We start from the raw sequence: 203 nt of genomic DNA on the forward strand, positions 1-203 counted from the left end.
GTGGCTGTTACTTTTGCCGTTTGACCTGCATTAAGGGTTTGATTTTCAGGAGATACGCTACCCCAAGCCGTGTTGTTGCTCTTAGCCGTTACCTTGTAAGTAGAAACGCCCTCCTCAAAAACAGCGGTAAGACTGCTATTTTCGTTTACGGTAAAGCTATACTCCGCTTGGGTAGAAACCACCGCTTGAGTAGCCGTGTTTAC

General features: G+C 46.8%; 1 protein-coding gene. It reads right to left on the minus strand.

Features of this window, described 5'->3' with window-relative positions; all coding sequences use genetic code 11:
* Positions 1-203: hypothetical protein (locus CCAND38_RS11945; RefSeq protein ID WP_042343915.1), on the minus strand; the 203-nt coding region annotated here is incomplete at both ends.

The sequence above is a fragment of the Capnocytophaga canis genome (genome assembly GCF_000827555.1).
GTDB classification, from domain to species: domain Bacteria; phylum Bacteroidota; class Bacteroidia; order Flavobacteriales; family Flavobacteriaceae; genus Capnocytophaga; species Capnocytophaga canis.